Here is a 15126-nt window from a genome sequence, read left to right on the forward strand (position 1 = left end):
GAAAGGGGGGGTGGAGCCGGTGGACGAGAATCGACTTGATTTCAAAGACTATCGGACGCCGGGGAATGTAGTGCTCTCGATCGGAGGCGCGGCATTGATAGCGGGCGTGGTGATGATTGCGGTCGACGTGAGCAAGCGGAAGAAGGCGCGGACGAAGGGGCACTCGAGTGCAAAAGCGCGAGTGGAGCCACGGGGGGTGGGGTTTGCGTTCTGAATTCTGTCGCTGACGGAATGACGTTTTACGCCGTGGTGCTCTAGTCTCGGCGTTGGTTGGTCAGAGGCGTCGCCGCCCGGCGTACTGGTCTCGATTGACGACTTGACGAACACTGCGTGGCTGCGGACAATATGGTGGTGAGTAACCGTCTCGTGGTCACCCTCGTCGCCGGCTTCAGCATTGGGGCGGCGCTCCCGTCGTTGCAAGGTTGCTCGGTGCCAAACGCCGAACACTGCGTCAACAACGGGGGTGATGAGTACTGCGCGCAGCAGCACTCGGACTGGGCGGAGGCGTACTGCTCGGATAATAGCTGCCTGGCTGCGGATGAGAAGACTGAGGATGGGTGCACCGAGGTTATTCCGCAGGGGTGCTGGTACTGCGACGGTCGGGACGAGCCCGAGTGTAGCGGGATGGCTGAAGGCGACGGGGATGGAGACGGGGACGGGGATGGGGATCCGCCTGGGGATGGTGATGGCGAAGGGGACGGCGATGGTGATGGGGACGGGGATACTTCGTGCATGGGGGATGAGGATTGCACCGCGCCGATGATGCCATTTTGTGATCTCGACAATGGTGTCTGCGTGGGTTGCGACGAAACTGCGGATCCCGATGGTTCGTGCGCGGGGGCTGATCCTAACATGCCAGTGTGCGAGGGGGCGGCGTGCGTGCAGTGTACAGCAGATGTTCAGAGCGCCTGCACGGGGACAACACCGATCTGTGACGTGGCTGGCAACGTATGTGTTGGGTGTGTCGATCACGAACAATGCTCCGATAGCGCATGCAATTTCGCTGAGGGCAATTGTTTTGATCCTGCAAATATTCTGCATGTCGACGGAAATAATGGAGTGATATGCGGCGCAGCGGACGGTAGTGAAGCGCTGCCATATTGTACGGTCGGGGCCGCGATTGTGAATGCACCGAATGAGTCGGTGATCGTAATCCATGAGCTGATTGGAGAGGCCGCCTATCAAGAAGATACCACAGTGACAGGGACATTGGCGATGTTCGCGGCTGTCGGTGATGCGCCGATTCTTCGAGGCTTCAACGGTAATCCAGCTGTTACGGTGGCCGTGGCGGGTACGTTGTTCATGCGCGGGATACAGATCTCGCTCTCCACTGCTCCTGGATTCCGTGTGAACGGGGGGGCGGCGTGGGTCGAGAGTTCACGGATCGTGAACAATCCCGGTGGGGGGTGGTCGTTGCTGGCGGCGGTTCACTGACCCTCGAGAACTGCTTCGTTGGGGGTAACGTGACGGACGTTGACGCGGTGAGCGTTGTGGATGGTGAAGTGAGTATTGTATACTCGACTCTTGCTGGCGGTGCGGCGGCATCGGCGGCACTCGTTTGTGCCGACGGGAGTGGTGTGAATCTTCGTAATAGCCTTCTGGTGTCGAGGCAGCCTGAAGATGAAATGTCTTGTCCGAATGTGACTGCTACCGACAACGCGCTTGAAATGATCATCCCTGGGAACACATCTCTGGGGGAGATGCCTGACACGTCGTGGTTTGCCGGCTACGCGCAGGCTGACTTCCACCTCAACCCCGCGATGTATCCGCCAAGTATTGAGACTGCTGCAAGTTGGATGAGCGGTGACCCTGGCAACGATATTGATGGCCACTCTCGCCCAGGAAATGACGGTACCCCCGATTTTGCTGGTGCGGACTTGGTGCCCTGATCGGCTGTTCGCGCGAAATGAGTGCCCCTGAACGCCGCGCAGGTTAGGCTGCGGGAGAATAGGTGACGCAGAGTCTGGACCTCGCTGGCGCCGATGTCGATGACCCGGGTACCGAGGCCCGTGTGGGCTCTCAAGCGACCTGTCGCAGGCTCCCATACCCGGTGAGCAGCCACACACCCCCTACGCTCACCCAACACCACCAGTCAGGTACACGACCCCCATGCGCCCCACCAACTTCCTGCTCGCCCTCAGCCTGCTCGCCTGCGAGGGCACCCCGCCCGCAGCCGAACAGCCCGAGCGCGTCACCCCGACCACCGCATCGCCGGCTGCCAACCAGGCCACACCAACACCCGCTCCGAACGACGTCGTACTCAACCAACAGGTCAAGCTCCTAGACCTAGACGGCACCACCAAGAACCTGACCGACTACCGCGGCAAAGCCCTGCTCGTCGTCAACACAGCCTCGGAGTGCGGCTTCACCCCCCAGTACGCAGAACTCCAAGAACTCTACGGCAAGTACAAAGACCGAGGATTCGAGGTCATCGCGTTCCCATCCAACGACTTCGGCGGACAAGAGCCGGGCACGCCCGAGCAGATCGACGCGTTCGTCCACAGCGAGTACGCGGTCGAGTTCCCGATGTTCGAGAAGGTAATCACCAAGGGCGCCGACAAGGACCCGCTGTATCGCACGCTGACCGAGCAGACCGGGGAGGGCATCAAGGGCGAGATCGCCTGGAACTTCACCAAGTTCCTGGTCGATCCCCAGGGTCGCGTGGTTCGCCGGTTCGAGCCGCCGGTCACGCCGCTCGACCCCACGTTGATCACGGCGCTCGAGCAAGTGCTGCCAGACGCGTGAGCCCGGTCAGCGCCCGCGATGCTGCTGCGAGCGTCGGTACTCTTCGACGCGCTCGATCAGCTCCGCGGCGCGCTCGTCGTCGATCTCGAGCAGCGCGCACAGCCGGGCGCGCGCGTCCTCGGGCTCGTGCGGCAGCAGCTCGTAGACCTTGTAGACCAAGCTCTGCTCGACCCGCAGGCGCAGGCGGTCGAGCTCGCGGTAGTCGGACTTGAGCCGGAGCCCGCGCTCGAGGTGATCGAGGCCGCGGTCGGGCGGGTTGATGTCGAACACCCACGACTGATAGAGCGCCCACAGGTAGCGACGCACGGTCGAGTGCTCGAGTTCGTCGTTGGAGCTGGTGGCGGCGCGCTCTTCGAGCCGCTCGAGGATCCTGGCCTGGCTGCGGAATTCGTCGCCGGTCGGCAGCTCGGCATGAATGAACTCGAGGATCGCGTGGCGTCGGTGCAGCTCGAGGTGCAGACCCGTGCGAGCGAGCCGAGCCCGGGCGCGGCTCAAGAACGCCTCGGGGGTGGGCTCCCACGGGCGCACGGGCGGCGGCGTGACCACGGCGCCGCTCGGAGGCGTGTCGGATTGGTCGTGCGGACCGATGGGGTCGGGGCTGTGCATGGCCCCGGGCTCGGCGGGAAATACCCGGATGTCGCGGCTGTGGGCGTCGGTGGCGTACTCGATGCGGACGATCTCGGGCATGGCCTCGAGCAGCTTCGAGAACTTGAGGAACCCGAATTGTGTCTCGTCGAACCCAGGGTCGATGCGGTTGCGGATCATGGGCTTGAGCGTGGCCCCCAGGATGCCGCCCGCGCCGACCTCTTCAGCGAGCAGCAGCCGCATGTGCTCCTTGAACACGGCCAGATCGCGGATCTCAACGGCGCTGCGCGGCGTCTCGCGCTGTTCTTCCGGGCCCCAGGTCCGCCACAGATCCCGGTAGTAGACGAAGCGATCACACAGGTTGGGGAGGTCGCGCGAGGCCGACTCGCGGACCGAGACGCCAATGATGCGATGGCCGTGTTCGCGCACGACCCGCAGCAACGGGAGAAAGTCCCGGTCGCCGCTGATCAGCACGAAGGTGTCGAACTCGCGCTCGTACAGAGCCCTGACCGCGTCGACAGCCAGGGCGACGTCGACCGAGTTCTTGATCTCCGAGCCGTGGCGCCGACCAAACACGTGCACGGTCTCGATCCCCTGCACGTAGAGATCTTGCTGGTGCTGGCGGACGCCGGGGCTGCGCCAGTCGGCGTAGGCGCGGGCGAGCACCAGCCGGCCTTCGTCGCGCACGAACCGAACCACGCGCTGGATGTCGACGTCGAGTTCGTGTTCGCCGTCGATGGTCGTGTTGTTGTTCTCGACCCCGTAGACCAGGTTCTCGAAGTCGATGAACATCGCAACGCGATCGCTAGGCATGGCTGAGATATCTATACCTCAGTCGTGCCAGGCTCGCATCGTGCTAGTTCCGCTCGCGGCCTGACTCGAGACCGCTGTTGGCGCGATCAGGCGTAGAACGAGGCGATCTCGCTCTTGTACTTCTCGTTGATCGCCTTGCGCTTGATCTTCATCGTTGGGGTCATCTCGCCGCCCTCGATCGTCAAGTCGCGGGGGAGGATCTTGATCTTCTTGATGGTCTGAACCCGCGCGAGCTCGGCGTTGACCAGCTGCAGCGAGCCCATGATGAAGTCCTGCAGCTTGGGATCTTGCGTGAGCTCCTCGAGGGTCTCGCTGGTGCTGCCGGTCTGCTTGATCAGCTCGTCGAACTTGTCCTCGTCGATCGTGAGCAGCGCGGACAAGAACGGCATGCGATCACCCACGACCACGGCCTGGCTGATCCACGCGATGTTCTTGAGCTTGCCCTCGATCATCTGTGGGGCGATGTTCTCGCCGCCAGCGGTGATCAAGAGGTCTTTCTTGCGGTCGGTGATGCGGTAGAAATCACCGGATTTCTCCCCGATGTCCCCGGAGTGCAGCCAGCCGTCGGCGTCGAGGGTCTCGGCGGTCGCCTCGGGGTTCTTGTAGTAGCCCTTGAACACGTTGCGGCCGCGCATGCACAGCTCGCCGTCTTCGGCGACCTTCAGCTCGGCGCCCGGGAGCGCCCAGCCAACCCAGCCGACCCGAAACTTGTTGGGCGTCGACATGCTCGCGGGCCCGGTGCACTCGCTCATGCCATAGACCTCGTTGATCAAGACCCCCAAGCTGGCGAAGAAGTCGAGCGTCTCCTTCGAGATCGGCGCGGCGGAGGTGATGTTGAAGATGCTGCGATCGAGGCCGAGCCGCTGCCTGACCTTGGAGAACACCAGCTTGTCGGCGATTCCATACGCGAGCGGCGGGGCCTCGCCGCGCTGACGGTTTTCGATCGCCTGAGCCCCGACCTTGCGGGCCCACTTGGCGATCGCCTTCTTGAGCCCGGTGTTCTGGGCGCCCGCGGTCATCATCTTGGCCTGGATCTTCTCCCACACGCGCGGCACACCCAGGAACACGCGCGGTCGGACCTCGCCCAGGTTCTCGCCGAGCTTCTCGAAGCTCTCGGCGAAGCTGGTGCACAGGCCCTTTTGCATGGGCACGAAGAAGGTGACGACCTGCTCGGCGATGTGCGACAGCGGCAGGTAGCTGATCATCATCGCGCCGACCTCGACGTCGAGCACCGAGGCGGCCGAGGCCGAGGTCCACGTCACGTTGTCGTGGCTGAGCATCACGCCCTTGGGCTCGCCGGTCGTGCCTGAGGTGTAGATCAGCGTGCAAATGTCGTCGGGTGTCTGCGCGGCGATGCGCTCTTCGAGCTTGGCGTCAGCGAGCGCGTCACCTTGCTCGAGCATCTGCGCCCATGAGTGGACCCCCGCGTCCTCGTGTTCGCCGCGCATCAGCACGATCGCCTTGAGCTCGGGCAGCTCCTCTCGGACCTCCAAGAACTTGGCGAGCTGCTCGTGGTCCTCGACGATCGCGATGTTGGAGTCGCTGTGGCCCGCGATGTACTGGCACTGCGCTGGCGAGTTGGTGGTGTAGATACCAACCGGGACGCCGCCCGCATGGATCGCCCCGAGATCGCCGATCAGCCAGCGCTTGCAGTTGAAGCCGATGATCGACACGCCCTTGCCAGGCTCGAGGCCCAGCGCGATCAGACCCTTGGCCGCGCGGCGGACCTCGGCGCGGTAGTTGGTCCAGGTCGTGTCCTGCCAGACCCCCGAGCTGGACTTGGCGCGCAGCGCTGGGGCAGAACCGAACGACTCGGCCGCCGTGTCCAGCAGCTGCATGACCGTCTGAGGGGGTCGATCCCGGATCGCGGCGTCACTCATCGCCGAAACCCCTACCACGAAATCCGGGTCGACAGGAGCCCCGGCGTGGACTCAGCTAGCGAAGAACCGAGTCATCGTCGTGCTGATGTTGTCGAGCGTATCGGCACCCCAGGCTGCGCCCGTGATGGTGCGACCCGTGGACTGGCCGTCGGCGTCGAGCTCGTAGAACACGGGGACCGAGACAGCCCGCAGCTCCTTGGTGCGCGGGTCATTGACGAAGTCGTCGAGCTCGGCGCGGATCAGGTAGACCCCCGCGAGCGCGGCCTGCAGGCGTGGCTGGTCCAGGAGCTCGCCGAACATGCGCGAGGGCGGACACCAGCGCGCGCCGAACTCCAAGAACGGACGCAGGCGGTGAGCCTCGGCTGTGTTCGCGTGCTCGCGCAGCAGGGATCCGAGCGGGGTGCCGGCGCGCAAGTGCACGACCACGTGGGAGCTGGCGGATCGCGGGGCGGCGATCTGCTGAGGTGGCGTGCCCGGGGACGCGCCGGAGCTCAGTTGCTGGGCGCGGGGGCGGGTGACCAGCCAAAACAGCAGCGAGCCGAACCCAAACACGATGAGCAGACCCGCGATCCCGAGCACGAAGATGCTCACCATGGCCGACCCTCGCGCAGCCAGGTCGCGGCCTCCGGGGCGAAGTAGCTCAGGATCACGTCGGCGCCGGCCCGGCGGATCGCTATCAAGGACTCGAGCACGGCTTTGCGCTCGTCGAGCCAGCCGCGCTCGCACGCGGCCTTGAGCATCGCGTACTCGCCGCTGACCTGATACGCGGCGAGCGGCAGCGGGGTGGCCTCGCGGACCGCTCGGATCACATCCAGGTATGGACCGGCCGGCTTGACCATGACCATGTCGGCGCCCTCGTCCTCGTCCAGTTCGACCTCGCGCAGGGCCTCGCGAACGTTGGCCGGATCCATCTGGTAGGTCTTCTTGTCGCCGTGCTTGGGGGCCGAGTCGAGCGCCTCGCGGAACGGGCCGTAGTAGGCCGAGGCGTACTTGGCCGTGTACGCGAGGATCGAGACCTCGGTGAAGCTGGCGTCGTCGAGCGCCTCGCGGATCGCCCCCACGCGCCCGTCCATCATGTCCGAGGGCGAGATGATGTCCGCGCCCGCGCGCGCGTGACACAGCGCCTGCTCGACCAGGACCTCGACGGTGGCGTCGTTGAGGATCCGACCATCGGCGGCGACGATCCCATCGTGGCCATCGCTCGAGTAGGGATCGAGGGCGACGTCGGTGATGACCAGGAGCTCGGGCCAACGTTGCTTGAGCGCCCGGATCGTGCGCGGGATCAGGCCCTCGTCGTTGTGAGCCTCGCGCCCGTCGGCGCTCTTGAGTGACTCGTCGATCGCGGGGAACAGCACCAGCGCGCGCAGATCCAGGGCCACCGCGCGCTCAGCTTCGCGCAGCAGGCCGTCGGGGCTCAGCCGCGAGCGGCCTGGCATCGAGGTGATCGGGATGTCGTCGCCGCCCTCGTGGATGAACAGCGGGTAGATGAAGTGCTCCGGTCCGAGCCAGGTCTCGCGGACGGCGTCGCGGATCGCCGCGCTCTTGCGGTTGCGGCGGGGTCGGGCGGTGAGGTCGAGGCGGGCCATGGCGGCCGAGCCTACGCTGTTTTTGTCAGCTCGGGCCAGGCTTCTGGCCCGCTTGCGGACGGCGCGATAGTCAGGGGGGCTCGTTGGCAGCGGAGAGTGATATTGCGCTTATTGGTGATCGGTCATGGTCTGCTGATTTGCAACGGTCACCAACGCGGCGGACCAATGGCGCGTCGATCTGGTAATTTGTTCGGTGATGGTGGAAGAGACCCTGGCCGCGACTGCGGCGCCCGCATCGGTGTCGGTCATGGACGACACGATGATCTCCGACGGGGGCGGCGAGTCGCCCAGTCGGACGGGAGGGGGCGGCGCGGCGGGCAATGAGGCGCCTGCGACGATCGGCCGCTATGCTGTGCTGTTCAAGCTGGGCGCGGGCGCGATGGGGGAGGTGCTCGCGGCCTACGATCCGCGCCTGGATCGCAAGGTCGCGCTCAAGCGGATCCACCCGGGCGGCGGCAGTCTGGACGCGGCGCGGATCCGGCTCGAGCGCGAGGCCCAGGCGCTGGCCAAGCTCGACGACCGCAACGTCGTCAAGGTCCACGACGTGGTGATTCACCAGGGCAGCGTGTTCGTGGCCATGGAGTTCGTCGAGGGCGAGACGCTCGGTCAGTGGATGCGCGCCGGACCCAAGCGCGCGCGTCCGTGGCGAGAGGTGGTCCCGGTGTTCGAGGATGTTGGTCGCGGACTCGGGGCGGTTCACGCGGTCGGCCTGGTTCATCGCGACGTCAAGCCGGGCAACGTGATGATCGGCAAAGACGGGCGGGTGAGGGTGATGGACTTTGGGCTCGCTCGGATCGAGACCGACGACACGGCCGAGCCCGGCGAGGAACCGACGACCGGCAGCCATCCGTCGCTGTCGATGACCCAGGCGCTGTTCTCGAGCTTTGGTGCGAGTCGAAGTCGGGGCTCCAGCAAGAAATCGGGCACGGGCTCGCACCCCAGCCTCAGCTCGAGCCGGATCCAGACGATGGACCTGACCCAGGCGGGCGCGCTGCTGGGCACGCCGGCCTACATGGCGCCAGAGCAATTCGCGGGCGAGCGAGCCACGGCGCGCAGCGATCAGTTTGGGTTCTGCATCGCGCTGTACGAGGCGCTCTACGGTCGCCGGCCGTTCTCTGGGGCGTCGATGATCGAGCTGTCGGTGGCGGTGCTCGAGGGCCGGATGGACGAGGGCCCGCGCGACGGCGACATCTCGGTGCCCGCGTGGCTGCGCGCGGTGGTCCTGCGCGGGCTGTCGACCGATCCGCGCGACCGCTACGCGAGCATGGAGGAGCTGCTGGCGGCGCTCGGTACGGGCGAGCTTCGCCGCAAGCGACGACGCTGGGCAGCTGCGGGACTGAGCGTCGCGGTGCTCGCGGCCGGGTTCGTCGGCGCCCAGCGCTGGGACCTCGCGCAGCGCGAGCAGGCCTGCGTCGCGGCCGGCGACGTGGTCGACGAGAGCTGGAACCCCGCGGCTCGAGACGCGCTGCGAGCGGGGATCCTGGCGACGCAGCTGAGCTACGCGCCGACCACCGTCGAGCGGGTGCTGCCGTGGCTGGACTCCTACAGCGAGAGCTGGCGCGCGCAGGCCCACGCCGCCTGCACCGCCGCGACCGTGGACGAGCGCTGGGATCTCGACACGCAAAACCGCGCCAGCTGGTGCCTCGAGCAACGTCGCGGGGCCCTGATCGCGCTGGTCGAGCGCATGAGCCAGGCCGAGATCGTCGACGTGCAGTACGCCGTGCAGCTGGCGGCGGCCTTGCAGTCGCCGATCGTGTGCACGGACGAGCGCGCGCTCGCGGACATGGTCGAGCCGCCGACACCAGCCTTGCGCCCGCAGGTCTTGGCTTTGCAAGAGCGGCTCGCCGGGGCCGAGCGGTTCGACGGCGGCGACGCGATCGATGCTGGCGCGATCGAGCTCGCCCGGGGGGTCCAACGTGACGCGCGGGAGCTGCCGTGGCTCCCGCTCGCGGTTCGGGCTCAGCGCTTCGAGGCCACGCTGCTGCGGGTCGCCGGCAAGATCGAGGAGGCCGAGCCCCTCGGCGCGCAGGCCTACGGTGAGGCCGCCCGCGCGGGCTTGTGGGCCGAGGCGTCGAGCGCCGGGGCGATGCTCGGCAGCATGATCGCCAGGCAGCCCTCGCGCCAGCCCGAGGCCCGGCTGTGGCTGGAGAGCGCCGAGATCGCCCGGGCTCACGCGAGCGACCCCCTCGGCCTGCTGCGCGGTGAGATCGAGGCCGGGCTCGCGGATGTCGAGCGCGCGGTCGAGACCTTCGATCTGGCGATCGAGCACGGCGAGCGGGCGCTCGCGGACGTCGAGGCCGCGTTCGGACCCGAGCACCCGCGAGTCGCCGACGCGGTGGCCCAGCTGGCCGACAAGCAATTCGGCAAGGGTGACTATCAGGCGGCCCAGGCCCTGCAGACACGCGCGCTGGAGCTCGCCCGCGCCAGCTTGGGCCCAGACCACCCGCAGGTCGGCAGGAGCCTCACCGGGCTCGGCGCGATCATGCTGCAGAAGGGCGAGCGCGAGGCCGCGGCCCGGTACTTCGAGCAGGCAATTGCGATCTTCGAGGTCGACGAGCTCTCGCGCCCCTCGCTGGTCGACGCCCTCAACCGGCTCGCGATGATGCTGTTCGAGCAAGATCGCAACGACGAGGCCCGGGCGCTGATCGAGCGGGCGATCGGGATCATCGAGATCACGCCCACGATCACGCGTCGGCTCGAGGCCGACACGATCCACAACCTCGGGCTGATCCATCGCGGGGCGGGGGACTACGCCCGCGCGCGCGAGCTCTACGAGCGCGCGTTGACGATCTACACCGAGCTCTACGGCGAGGGGCACCTCAACCTGGCGGCGAGCCACAACAACATTGCGATCTTGCTGCACCTCGAAGGCCAGCTCGAGGCGGCCGAGCAGCGGCTCGTGCAGGCGGTGGAGATCGAGGAGCGGGCGCTGGGGCCCAACCACCCCGAGCTGGTCACGAAGCTCGCCAACCTCGGGCGCACGCGGGGGGATCTCAAAGACTACGCTGGCGCGCTCGAGGTCCTGAACCGAGCGCTGGCGATCAACGAGCACGCGATCGGACGCGACAGCCCCGACCATGGGCCGATCCTCACCCGAATCGGCACCGCCGCGGCGGGCGCGGGGGATCACCTGGGGGCGATCGCGGCGTTCGAGCGGGCGGTCGAGTTGCTCGCGGCCAACGAGGACGGCTGGGCGCTACAGCTGGCGAGGACCCGGCTGGCGCTGGCGACCGAGCTGTGGGACGCCCCAGCCGCCGAGGGGCGTGACCGTGAGCGGGCGCGGGCGCTGGCCGAGCAGGCGCGGGACGGATTCGCCCAGCTCGGGAACCAAGAGCGAGTGGACACCTGCGTGGCGTGGTTGGCGGAGCACCGCTGAGCCACTAGCACTAGCCCCGCATGCGCCGATCGAAGCTGTCGAGCACCTCGCGCAGCGCCTCGGGCCGCTCGCGCTGGGGCGCGTGCCCGCAGCCTTCGATGATCCGCAGCTCGGCGTCGGCAAACAGCTTCGAGGTCGGCACCGCGAGCGCCGTCGGAATGATCTCATCCCGATCCCCCCACACGATCATGGTTGGACTCGTGATCGAAGCGGCCGCAGCATGCAGCCGCTCGCGGACGCCGTCGGGGTCGAACTCGTGGAGTTGATCGAGCTGCCCGAGCATGGCCTGGACGGCCTCGAGCCCGCCGTCACGGCACAGGCGATCCCAGTACACGTCGACATCGTCATCGAGGCGCTCGGTGTCGAGCAGCTCGGGAGTGCTGAGCGAGCGCCGCAAGAACCGGCGTAGATCGTTGCGACGAAACACGGTCCGAAACACCAGCGGCGCAAACCCGACCCAGCTCCAGGCCCGGCGGATCCGCGGCATCGGGCCCGGCAGCGCGATCGGGGTCTCGACGGGCAGGCAGTGCGGGGCGATCAAGATCAGCCGCCGCAGCCGCACGCGGTGCTGGCTGTGGCGGTGCTCGAGCCGGTGCGCGAGGTGGATCGCCGCGCCGCCGCCGTAGCCGTGGGCGATCACGTCGACGCACGGGACCTCGAGGCGATCGAGCATGCGCGCGAGCAGCTCGGCGTGCCACGCGAACCCGTAGCCAACCGTGTCGAGGGCGTCGGGACGATCCGAATTGCCGCACCCAAACAGATCAGGGCACAGCACCCGGCGGCTCTGCTCGGTGGCGATCGACTCGGCGAGGAAGCGAAAGTCCCAGCCGGTGACCAACAGCGAGTGCAGCATCAGCAGCGCGGGCTGATCGCTGCCAGGGGGGGCCGCGGTGACAGGCGCCAGCGGACCGACGTCCTGGACCCACAGCCGGCCCGGCGCCATCGACACCAGCCGCGAGCGATCCTCGGGCAGCGCGGCCGGGGCCTCGGTGATCGCGTCGAGATGGGTGTTCATGTCCCTCAGGCCTCGACCACGAGCCGCTCCGCCGCCGCGGCCGCGAGTTGCTGGTCCTCGTCGAGGCTCATGCCCGCGGTGTGCTGCAGGTGCTCGCCAAACCGCCCGCTGATCGCCTGCATGACCAGCCGACGGGCGTCGACGGCGGTCTCGCAGTCGAGCACGGCGGCAGCCAGCGCCTGCATCTCGTCGAGGCTGGACGAGCGGATGATGTTCTTGATGACCGGGATCGCCGACGCCTGCATCGACAGCTCGCGCAGCCCGAGGCCCACGAGCACCCAAGTGTAGCGCGGATCCGAGGCCATCTCGCCGCAAAGTGAGACCGGGATGCCGGCCTTCTCGCCCGCGTCACAGGTGATCTTGATCAGCCGCAGGATCGCGGGGTGCAGCGGCTCGTACAGGTAGTTGACCTCGTCGTTCTCACGGTCGATTGCGAGGGTGTATTGGATCAGGTCGTTGGTCCCGATGCTCATGAAGTCGACGTGTCGAGCGATCAGATCGGCGATCACGGCCGCCGAGGGCACCTCGATCATCACGCCGACCGATACGTGGTCGGCGTGGGGCATGCCCTGCTCGACCAGCTGCGCGCGGGCCTCGTCAAACGCCTCGCGCCCGGCCGCGAGCTCCTCGAGCCCGCTGACCAGCGGCAGCATGATCTGCACGGGCCCGTGGAGCGCCGCTCGCATCAGCCCTCGCAGCTGGGCCAAGAACTGATCGCGCCGCCGCAGCGCCAGCCGCATCGAGCGCAGGCCCATCGCCGGGTTGGCCTCGACCTCGCCGGTTGCGAACGCGGGGCACTGCTTGTCGGAGCCAAGATCAAATGTACGGATGCGGACCGGGTGGGGGGCCCAGCGCTGCAGCAGCGCCTTGGCGCTGCGGTAGTGCTCCTCTTCGCTGGGGGCGTTCTCGCGGTTCATGAACATGAACTCGGTGCGATACAGGCCGACGCCCTCGGCGCCAAACCGGCGGGCGACCTCGCACTCCTCGTCGAGCGCGAGGTTGGCTCGCAGGTGCACGGTCTCGCCGTCGTCCGACTGGGCCGGGAGCGCGTGCTCTTTCTGGAATTCCTGCTCGAACGCGACGTAGCGCTCGACCTCCAGCTCGAGCGCGTCGATCTGCGCCTGGCTGGGCCGAATGTGGACGAGCCCGTGCACGCCGTCGACGATCACGGTGTCGCCGGTGGCGACGGCCGCGAGCAGGTCATCGACGCCGACGACCGCGGGGATCTGCAGGGCGCGGGCGATGATCGCCGTGTGCGAGGTCTGCCCGCCCTCCTCGGTGACCAGCCCGGCGACCTTGTAGCGGGCCAGCTGCGCGGTGTCGGCTGGGTTGAGATCATGGGCGACGACGACCGAGCCCTCGGGTGGCGTGATCGCGTCGCGCTCCTCGCCGCCAAGCGTGGTGATCAGCCGCTCGCCCATGAACGCGACGTCGAACTGCCGCTCACGAAACAGCTCGACGCTGGCCTTGGCCAGGGTCTCGCGGATCTGATCGACCGAGCGGCTCACGGCCCACTCGGCGTTGATGAGATCGGTCTTGATCAGCGCCTCGGTCCGCTGGATCAGGTCTGGATCGCGCAGCATCATCTGCTGGGCCTTGAGGATCTGGCGGTGCTCGCCGTGGGTCAGGCGACCCTTGATCGTCTCGAGCTGATCTTGGGCGCCGCGCAGCGCCGTCCGGAACCGCTTGATCTCGTCGTCGACCGCGTCGCGCTCGATGTGGGTGTGCGGGACGTTGACCTCGCGACGATCAACGACATACGCGGGGCCCAGCCCGAGCCCCGGGCTGACCCCGTCGCCCCGCCGCTCGAGCGTGCCAGGCGGTGCGACGTCGCGAACCGTCGAGCTCTCGCGCTGCTCGCGAGGCTCGGGGCTGTCGCGTTCGGTGGGGACCATCGAGCGGGGATACTAGCAGGACCGAGATCTGGCCGATCAGATCTCGCCGAAGCCGGCGCCGACCAGGTCGGCGAGGGCTCCGTGTGCCTTGTCGGCGTCCTTGCCCTCGACCCGCAGCGAGATCCGGGAGCCCTGGCCGCAGGCGAGCATCAACACCCCGAGGATGCTCTTGCCGTTGACCTCCTGGCCGTCCTTGCCGATCCAGACCTCGGACTCGTACTTGTTGGCCAGGCCGACCAGCTTGGCCGCAGCGCGAGCGTGAAGCCCGAGCGGGTTGACGATCTCTAGCTCACTCGACTTGGTTCGACCCATGGTTGATGGCTGCGGCGAGGATGGCGAGTGAACGGAGTGACTCAGCCGGTCGAGCACTTCGCGGGCTGGGCCTGGGCTCCGGGCTGGGCTCCGGGCTGAGCTTCGGGTTGGGTTGCCTGGCTGGACTCGTCGTTGATCTTGACACAGACCGAGCGCTGAGCCGAGCCAGCGCACGCGTTGGCGAGCTCGCGCGGGCTGCTGCGTCGGTCGGCGAGGGCGAGCTTGGTGAGCATGGCCAGGTTGAGCCCGGTGACCAGCGCGAATCCGTGCCCGAGGCTGTTCTTGATCCCGCACATGCACGGGCTCGAGCCCATGAGATCGGCGATCAGCAAGATACCGCGGCCTTCGTCGACCTCATCGACAGCCGCACACACGCGCAGCTTGAGCTCGGCGGTCTCACCGACACCAGCGTCGATCGCGAGCACATCGGCGAGGCCGTCCCCGGGGATGATGTCGCGAGCAGCGGCGAGCAGCGCGGAGGCGGTGCCGCCGTGACCGATCACCACAACTCCACACTTCGCCGCCGCGCTATCGCTGCGCGCGCCTGGGTGAAACGAAGCTACGCCGTCGGCTGGCATGACCTGCGCAGATGCTGCATCCGCCCGGAAGAAAGCGCAACTTTGCTGCCTCTGTGCGACATGACCGCGATGGCTACAGGCGGCCGTGAACAGCATTTAGGAGCGGGTCTGGGGCGTTTAGGGCCTGTGCCCCACGAGGCCGCGCAGTCTGCAGACCCGAGCGGGAGAGGCCGCATGACGAGCGGCGTGGCCGGCCGAAGTGGCGTTCGCGCTGGCCGCCCTGGCGTGAATTTGGCCTGTTCGTGCTTGTCTTTGGTTCCGCAAGGCTTGTCGCTGTCGTGTTCGTCTTGTCATCGACGTGGGGCTTGGGCGGGCACGGCGGCTCTTGTGTCGTCGCATCG

At 67.3% G+C, this 15126-nt stretch carries 13 protein-coding genes; 5 read left to right on the forward strand and 8 right to left on the reverse strand.

The genetic code is table 11. The features are described from left to right. The 4 genes from ENSA7_RS45120 to ENSA7_RS30760 all read left to right on the forward strand — a co-directional run. Window positions 1-214, forward strand: a 214-nt coding sequence (locus ENSA7_RS45120) for a hypothetical protein (RefSeq protein WP_219908090.1), incomplete at its 5' end; no start/stop codon positions are given. Between the two features lie 410 nt (window positions 215-624). Further along, the gene (locus ENSA7_RS44395) at window positions 625-1434 is read left to right on the forward strand and encodes a hypothetical protein (RefSeq protein ID WP_504823129.1); all 810 of its coding nucleotides are present in this window, start codon (window positions 625-627) and stop codon (window positions 1432-1434) included. 29 nt (window positions 1435-1463) lie between these two features. Beyond that, window positions 1464-1889, forward strand: coding sequence for a hypothetical protein (locus tag ENSA7_RS42675; RefSeq protein WP_146158324.1), 426 nt, complete (start codon window positions 1464-1466; stop codon window positions 1887-1889). Window positions 1890-2109: 220 nt separating this feature from the next. Further along, window positions 2110-2745 carry a glutathione peroxidase gene (locus ENSA7_RS30760; RefSeq protein ID WP_106092964.1) on the forward strand — a complete coding sequence of 212 codons (636 nt, stop codon included), beginning with the start codon at window positions 2110-2112 and terminating at the stop codon, window positions 2743-2745. A gap of 6 nt (window positions 2746-2751) precedes the next feature. Here the strand turns inward: ENSA7_RS30760 and ENSA7_RS30765 are convergent, their stop codons facing one another. The 4 genes from ENSA7_RS30765 to hemB form a co-directional block, all read right to left on the reverse strand. Beyond that, a complete protein-coding gene (locus tag ENSA7_RS30765; RefSeq protein ID WP_106092965.1) occupies window positions 2752-4143 on the reverse strand; it encodes an NYN domain-containing protein in 1392 nt (463 codons plus the stop codon). Window positions 4144-4229: 86 nt separating this feature from the next. Further along, the gene (locus ENSA7_RS30770; protein WP_106092966.1) at window positions 4230-6023 is read right to left on the reverse strand and encodes an AMP-dependent synthetase/ligase; all 1794 of its coding nucleotides are present in this window, start codon (window positions 6021-6023) and stop codon (window positions 4230-4232) included. 51 nt (window positions 6024-6074) lie between these two features. Continuing rightward, entirely contained in the window at window positions 6075-6617 is a 543-nt protein-coding gene (locus ENSA7_RS30775; protein ID WP_106092967.1) for a thioredoxin domain-containing protein, read from the reverse strand. Next, on the reverse strand, window positions 6611-7609 hold the full coding sequence (gene hemB / locus ENSA7_RS30780) for a porphobilinogen synthase (protein WP_106092968.1): 999 nt from the start codon (window positions 7607-7609) through the stop codon (window positions 6611-6613). Before hemB ends, ENSA7_RS30775 begins: the two co-directional genes overlap by 7 nt. A 196-nt stretch (window positions 7610-7805) precedes the next feature. On the opposite strand from hemB, the gene ENSA7_RS30785 reads away from it, so the two are divergent. After that, window positions 7806-10985, forward strand: coding sequence for a serine/threonine-protein kinase (locus ENSA7_RS30785; protein WP_106092969.1), 3180 nt, complete (start codon window positions 7806-7808; stop codon window positions 10983-10985). A 10-nt stretch (window positions 10986-10995) separates the two neighbouring features. Here the strand turns inward: ENSA7_RS30785 and ENSA7_RS30790 are convergent, their stop codons facing one another. From ENSA7_RS30790 to ENSA7_RS30805, 4 genes are read right to left on the reverse strand one after another with little or no spacing between them, the layout of a single operon-like run. Further along, the gene (locus ENSA7_RS30790; RefSeq protein WP_106092970.1) at window positions 10996-12000 is read right to left on the reverse strand and encodes an alpha/beta fold hydrolase; all 1005 of its coding nucleotides are present in this window, start codon (window positions 11998-12000) and stop codon (window positions 10996-10998) included. 5 nt (window positions 12001-12005) lie between these two features. Further along, window positions 12006-13895, reverse strand: coding sequence for a phosphoenolpyruvate--protein phosphotransferase (ptsP, locus tag ENSA7_RS30795; protein ID WP_106092971.1), 1890 nt, complete (start codon window positions 13893-13895; stop codon window positions 12006-12008). Window positions 13896-13931: 36 nt separating this feature from the next. Then, window positions 13932-14207 carry an HPr family phosphocarrier protein gene (locus ENSA7_RS30800; RefSeq protein ID WP_106092972.1) on the reverse strand — a complete coding sequence of 92 codons (276 nt, stop codon included), beginning with the start codon at window positions 14205-14207 and terminating at the stop codon, window positions 13932-13934. Window positions 14208-14248: 41 nt separating this feature from the next. Further along, the gene (locus ENSA7_RS30805; RefSeq protein WP_181234277.1) at window positions 14249-14710 is read right to left on the reverse strand and encodes a PTS sugar transporter subunit IIA; all 462 of its coding nucleotides are present in this window, start codon (window positions 14708-14710) and stop codon (window positions 14249-14251) included. Between the last annotated feature and the right edge of the window lie 416 nt (window positions 14711-15126).

Origin of the sequence: Enhygromyxa salina (genome assembly GCF_002994635.1) — a bacterium.
Classification (GTDB): Bacteria; Myxococcota_A; Polyangia; order Nannocystales; family Nannocystaceae; genus Plesiocystis; species Plesiocystis salina_B.

Coding starts and splice junctions, on each gene's coding strand:
- ENSA7_RS30770 (WP_106092966.1), bottom strand. CDS start 6,023: ATGAGTGACGCCGCGATCCGGGATCGACCCCCTCAGACGGTCATGCAG.
- ENSA7_RS30800 (WP_106092972.1), bottom strand. CDS start 14,207: ATGGGTCGAACCAAGTCGAGTGAGCTAGAGATCGTCAACCCGCTCGGG.
- hemB (WP_106092968.1), bottom strand. CDS start 7,609: ATGGCCCGCCTCGACCTCACCGCCCGACCCCGCCGCAACCGCAAGAGC.
- ENSA7_RS44395 (WP_504823129.1), top strand. CDS start 625: ATGGCTGAAGGCGACGGGGATGGAGACGGGGACGGGGATGGGGATCCG.
- ENSA7_RS30790 (WP_106092970.1), bottom strand. CDS start 12,000: ATGAACACCCATCTCGACGCGATCACCGAGGCCCCGGCCGCGCTGCCC.
- ENSA7_RS30760 (WP_106092964.1), top strand. CDS start 2,110: ATGCGCCCCACCAACTTCCTGCTCGCCCTCAGCCTGCTCGCCTGCGAG.
- ptsP (WP_106092971.1), bottom strand. CDS start 13,895: ATGGTCCCCACCGAACGCGACAGCCCCGAGCCTCGCGAGCAGCGCGAG.
- ENSA7_RS30775 (WP_106092967.1), bottom strand. CDS start 6,617: ATGGTGAGCATCTTCGTGCTCGGGATCGCGGGTCTGCTCATCGTGTTT.
- ENSA7_RS30765 (WP_106092965.1), bottom strand. CDS start 4,143: ATGCCTAGCGATCGCGTTGCGATGTTCATCGACTTCGAGAACCTGGTC.
- ENSA7_RS30785 (WP_106092969.1), top strand. CDS start 7,806: ATGGTGGAAGAGACCCTGGCCGCGACTGCGGCGCCCGCATCGGTGTCG.